Raw genomic sequence first — 5,856 nt, 5'->3', positions numbered from 1 at the left:
CCGTCACCACCCGAGACCAACATCTCCCACAAACCCTCAGGAGAAGCGACACCACCCGGAAAACGGCACCCCATACCCACAATGGCAATCGGTTCGCGGGCGGCCGCGCGAAGCTGCTGGTTCCGCTGCTTGAGCGTGTTGGTCTCTTCCAGCGACTTCCGGAGCGCCTGGACGACCTTTTCGTACGGTGCAGTCATCTGTTGTGACCCCGATCAGTCCTGTTCGAAGGGTTCGTCGTCACCGAGCGCCAGTTGCACGAGATCGTCGACGTCCAGCTCTGCGATCGCCCCCTCCTCCGCGGACTCCGCCCCTTCCGGCTCGTCCTCTCCGGAGGCGGCCAGCCGCACCAGGGCGTCCATCAGTCCCGCCGCGCGGAATCGGTCCAGGGGTACGGACGCCAGCGCGTGCCGCAGCCGCTCCTCGTCCAGACCGGGATCCGCGTCGTCGCCGTCGTCCGGGAACAGCTCGCCACGCAGATGACCCGCGAGCGAGGCCGGGGTCGGGTGGTCGAAGACCAGCGTGGTGGGCAACCGCAGTCCGGTGGCCGCGGTGAGCCGGTTACGCAGATCCACCGCGGTCAGGGAATCGAAGCCGAAGTCCTTGAACGCACGGTCCGCGTCGATCGCGGCGGCGGACGAGTGCCCCAGCACCACGGCGACCTGGGTCTGCACCAGATCCAGCAACGACTGCTCCCGCTCGGCGGCGGGCAGGTCCCGCAGCCGACGGGTTAGCTCGCCGGCCCCCTCGGCGTCGGCGTCGGCGGTCGCGGTCAGCGCCGCGGCCGCCTCGGGCAGGTCGGCGATGAGCGCGCTGGGCCGGGCGAGCGTCAGCGAAGGCGCGAAGCGTTCCCAGTCCACGTCGGCGACGGTCGCGCAGGCCCGGCCGTCGGCGAGTACCTGGTCGAGGGCGGCCACCGCCCGCTCCGGGTCCAGTACGCGAACACCGGAGCGGCGGAACCGTTCCTCGGCCACTCCGTCGGCCGCCATCCCGTCGCCGCCCCACGGCCCCCAGGCCACCGATGTGGCGGGCAGCCCCAGGCCGCGTCGGTGTTGCGCGAGGGCGTCGAGGTGTGCGTTGCCCGCCGCGTATGCGGATTGGCCCGCGTTGCCGAGGACCCCGGCGATGGAGGAGAACAACACGAAGGCGTCCAGTTCCAGGTCCGCCGTCAGCTCGTGCAGATGCCGCGCCGCATCCGCCTTCGCGGCCAGTACCCCGGCGAGCCGCTCCGGTGTCAGCTCGGTGACGACCCCGTCGTCCAGGACCCCCGCGGTGTGTACGACGCCGGTCAGCGGCGCGTCCTCGGGCATGCCGTCCAGCACGGCGGCAAGGGCCCGGCGGTCGGCGATGTCGCAGTCGGTGACGGTGACCCGCGCGCCGAGTCCGGACAGCTCCTGCCGCAGTTCCGCCGCGCCCGGCGCCTGTGCCCCGCGCCGGGAGACCAGCACGAGGTGGTCCGCGCCACGGGAGGCCAGCCGACGTGCCACATGCGCGCCCAGGGCGCCGGTGCCGCCGGTGATGAGGACCGTGCCGTGCGGCTGCCAGCCGTCGCCGTCTCCCCGCGTGGTGTCGCGCGTCAGCCGGGCCGCGTACACACCGGAGGAGCGTATGGCGACCTGGTCCTCGTAGCCGTTCGTGTGGCCGTTCGTGTGGCTGTCCGTGCGACTCGCGGCGAGGACGGACACCAGGCGGGTCAGGCTCCGCTTCCCGACGTCCTCGGGAAGGTCGACCAGGCCGCCCCAGCGCTGCGGCTGTTCAAAGGCCACCGTCTTGCCCAGGCCCCACAACTGGGCCTGCGCCGGGTTGGCCAACCGCTCGCCCGCTCCGACGGAGACCGCCGAGCGGGTCAGGCACCACAGGGGCGCTTCGGCCTCGGCGTCGGCCAAGGCCTGCACCAGCGTCAGCGTCATGGCGGTCGCGATGGGCACCGGTCCGTCGCCGGGTTCTTGCGCTTCGGCTTCGGCTTCGGCCAATAGGGACACCACACCATCCGCCGAGGTCGCGCGGATCCGGTCGGCGAGTGCTTCGCGGCTCGTCGTGGCGGCGAGGGTCAGCACGGTGACCTCAGCCGCGCCGCCCGCCCGCAGAGCCTGTGCGCACTGCTCGGCCAGTCCGTCCTGGGCGGCGGTCAGCCGCTCCGGCACTGCCAGCAGCCAGGTCCCCGACAGGCGGCCCGTACTCGGTACGGTCATCTGCTTCCACACCACCCCGTAGCGCCAACCCGACAGCGCCGACTGCTCCTGCTGCCGCTTGCGCCACGTCGACAGCATGGGCAGCACGGTGTCCAGCGGTGTGCCCGCGTCGACGCCGAGTTGGCCGGCAAGGGACGCCACATCGCCCTGCTCCACCAGGTTCCAGAACTCGGTTTCGGCACCGCTGAGGCCCACGTCGGTTGTGGTCACACCCTGGGTCTTGCGGTCCCGCAGCCAGAACCTCCGGCGCTGGAACGCGTACGTCGGCAGGTCCACCCGCTCGGCCCCGGTCCCGGCGAACACCGCCGCCCAATCGACCTTGGCGCCGCGTACGAACAGCTCAGCCACCGCCGTCAGCACGGTTTCGGGCTCGGCATGGCCCTCACGCAATGCGGCCACGGAAAACGCGGGGTCCACGCTGTCGGTTCCGGACCGGGTCAGTGCCGTCAGGACGGGGTCGGGCCCGATCTCCAGCAGTCGGCCGACGCCCTGCCCGCCCGTGGTCGCCTCGATCGCGTCATGGAACCGAACCGGCTGCCGGACCTGGTCCACCCAGTAGTCCGGGCTCGCCCAGTCCTTTTCGCCGACCGGCTCACCGGTGACCGTGCTGACCGCTGGGAGAATCGGTTGCCGGTACGTGACGCTCGCCGCGATCTCGGCGAACTCGGCCAGCATCGGCTCCATCAACGGGGAGTGGAACGCATGGCTGACGCGCAGCCGCGACACCCGGCGGCCCCGCTCCCGTGCGGCGTCCATCACCTGCTCGACCGCGTCCTCGTCGCCGGAGATCACCACGGCGGTGGGGCCGTTGACCGCTGCGACCGCCGCCCGCTCGCCGTCGGGAAGTCCGTGCAGAATCCCGGCGACCTCGGTCTCGGTGGCTTCGATCGCCGCCATCGCGCCGCCCGAGGGCAGCGCCTGCATCAACCGGGCGCGTCCCGCCACCAGCCGGGCGGCGTCGGCCAGTTCGAAGACCCCGGCGGCGTAGGCGGCGGCCAGTTCGCCGATCGAGTGGCCCAGCACCACGTCCGGGCGTACTCCCCAGGAGCGTAGGAGGTCCACCAGCGCGGACTGGACGGCGAAGAGCGCGGTCTGCGCGTAGCCGGTTTGGTCCAGCCACTCCGCCTCGGCGGAACCCTCGTCGGCGAACAGCACCTCCCGCACGGGCACCTTGAACGCGGCGGTGCCTTCCAGTTCTGTGTCGAGGCAGTCGCAGACCTCGTCCAGGGTCCTGGCGAAGGCCGGGAACCGTTCGTACAGCTCGCGGCCCATGCCGGGCCGCTGGCTGCCCTGGCCGGTGAACATCCAGGCCGTCCGGCCGTCGCCGACCACACCGGACACCACGGTGGCGTCGGTGGCCCCATCGGTGGCGTTGGTGGCATCGGTACCCTCGGTACCGGTCGGGGTTGCGAAGGCCGCCGCCCTGACGCGCAGCGCATCGCGGTCGCGCCCCAGCACCACGGCGCGGTGGTCGAGCACGGCGCGGGTGGTCGCCAGCGACATTCCGACATCGACCGCGGAGGGGGCGTGCTCCTCGTACGCGCCGAGGAAGGCGGTCAGACGCCCGGCCTGCGCCCGCACCGCCTGTTCGCTCCGGCCGGACAGCACCCAGGGGACCAGCGGCAGCTCGGCCGACGGCCGGTCCTCCCGCTCGTTCGGATCGTCCCAGCCCTCCGGCTCCGCAGCGACAGCCGGATCACCGGTCGGCGCTTCCTCGATGATGACGTGTGCGTTGGTCCCGCTGATGCCGAACGACGAGACACCCGCCCGACGTGGCCGCTCACCGCGCGGCCAGGCACGGGCCTCGGTCAGCAGCTTCACCGCCCCGGCTTCCCAGTCCACGTGGGACGAAGGTTCTTCCACATGCAGGGTCCGTGGCAGCCGCTGTGCCCGCAGCGCCATGACCATCTTGATCACGCTCGCCGCGCCGGCCGCGGCCTGGCTGTGCCCGATGTTCGACTTGATCGAGCCCAGCCACAGCGGCTCGGCTCCGGCGCGGTCCTGGCCGTACGTCGCCAGCAGTGCCTGCGCCTCGATCGGATCACCGAGCGTGGTGCCGGTGCCGTGCGCTTCGACGACGTCCACGTCGGACGGCGAGACCTTGGCGGCCTTCAGCGCCCGGCGGATGACGCGCTGCTGGGAGGGGCCGTTCGGCGCGGTCAGGCCGTTGGAAGCACCGTCCTGGTTGACCGCGCTCCCGCGTACGACCGCGAGCACGGGGTGCCCCAGGCGTTGCGCGTCGGAAAGCCGCTCCAGTACGAGGATTCCGCNGCGCGTCGGAAAGCCGCTCCAGTACGAGGATTCCGCCGCCCTCCGCCCATCCGGTGCCGTCCGCGGCGTCCGAGAAGGACTTGCACCGGCCGTCCCCGGCCAGCCCGCCCTGACGGGCGAACTCCAGGAAGATGCCTGGCGTGGCCATCACGGTGGCGCCTCCGGCGAGTGCCATCTCGCACTCGCCCGCGCGCAGCGCCTGGCACGCCAGGTGCAGGGCGACCGACGCGGACGAGCACGCCGTGTCCACCGACACCGCCGGGCCCTCCAGGCCCAGCACGTACGACAACCGGCCCGATGCGACGCTCGGCGTGCTGCCGGTGAGCAGATACCCCTCGGTCTCCGTATCCGGGTCGTCCTCCTGGCCACTGGCGTAGCCGTTGGCCGACACACCCGCGAACACGCCGGTCTGGGAACCGCGCAGGGACAACGGGTCGATGCCCGCCCGTTCCAGGGCCTCCCACGAGGTCTCCAGCAACAGCCGCTGCTGCGGATCCATCGCCAGCGCCTCACGCGGCGAGATCCCGAACAGCTCCGCATCGAACTCCGTGGCGTCCTCCACGAAACCCCCGACGGCCGCGATGTCGTCCAGCATCCGCGTGTCCCAGCCACGGTCCACCGGCAGCGGCGACATCCCGTCACCACCGGAATCCACCAGCTCCCACAACGTCTCCGGCGACGTCACACCACCCGGATAGCGGCAGCCCATCCCCACGATCGCGACCGGCTCATCGACAGCGCCCGCACGCACAGCGGGGCGATCTTCCGCGGCCTGCTCCTCGACCACGCCGAGCAGTTCCTCACGCAGATACCCGGCGAGGGAAGCAGGCGTGGGGTGGTCGAAGACGATCGTGGCGGGCAGTTGCAGGGCAGTGGCGGAGCCGAGCCGGTTGCGCAGGTCCACCGCGGTCAGCGAGTCGAAACCGAGATCCTTGAACGCCCTGGTCGTGTCGACCGCCGCGGCCGAAGCATGTCCGAGTACCCCGGCGACCGACGTCTGCACCAGATCCAGCAGCATGCGTTCCTGCTCATCCGCGGACAGCCCGAGCAGACGCCGGGCCAGCGCGCTGCCACTGCCAGTGGCGGACCGGCCTGCGGTGCGGCGCTGCTGCGGGGCGGCCGGGACGAGCGCCTGGAGCACACCCGGCAGACTGTCCCGGACCCCGGCCAGAGACGCGGTCCGCAGCGCGACCGGCACCGCAACGGGCTCATTGACCTGCAAAGCGGTATCCAGCAGCGCGAGCCCGTCCCGCGTGGACAGCGGCGGGAACCCCTGACGCCGAAGCCGGTCGATATCCGCCTCACCCAGACGACCCCCCATACCCTCGGCCTGCTCCCACATCCCCCACGCCAACGACACACCAGCCAGCCCCTGCGCCCGCCGCGACACCGCCAA

At 72.0% G+C, this 5,856-nt stretch carries 1 protein-coding gene and 1 pseudogene; both read right to left on the bottom strand.

Annotation, left to right across the window (positions count from 1 at the left end):
- A partial coding sequence (locus EEJ42_RS01350) for a beta-ketoacyl synthase N-terminal-like domain-containing protein (RefSeq protein WP_221179303.1) occupies positions 1-197 on the bottom strand: 197 nt, incomplete at its 3' end.
- A 15-nt stretch (positions 198-212) separates the two neighbouring features.
- A pseudogene (locus EEJ42_RS01345) lies at positions 213-5,502 on the bottom strand (type I polyketide synthase); the annotation flags it as partial.
- Positions 5,503-5,856: the final 354 nt, after the last annotated feature.

This window comes from Streptomyces botrytidirepellens (genome assembly GCF_003721215.1).
In the GTDB taxonomy this organism is placed as follows: domain Bacteria; phylum Actinomycetota; class Actinomycetes; order Streptomycetales; family Streptomycetaceae; genus Streptomyces; species Streptomyces himastatinicus.
This window is presented reverse-complemented; position numbering and strand designations above follow the sequence as displayed.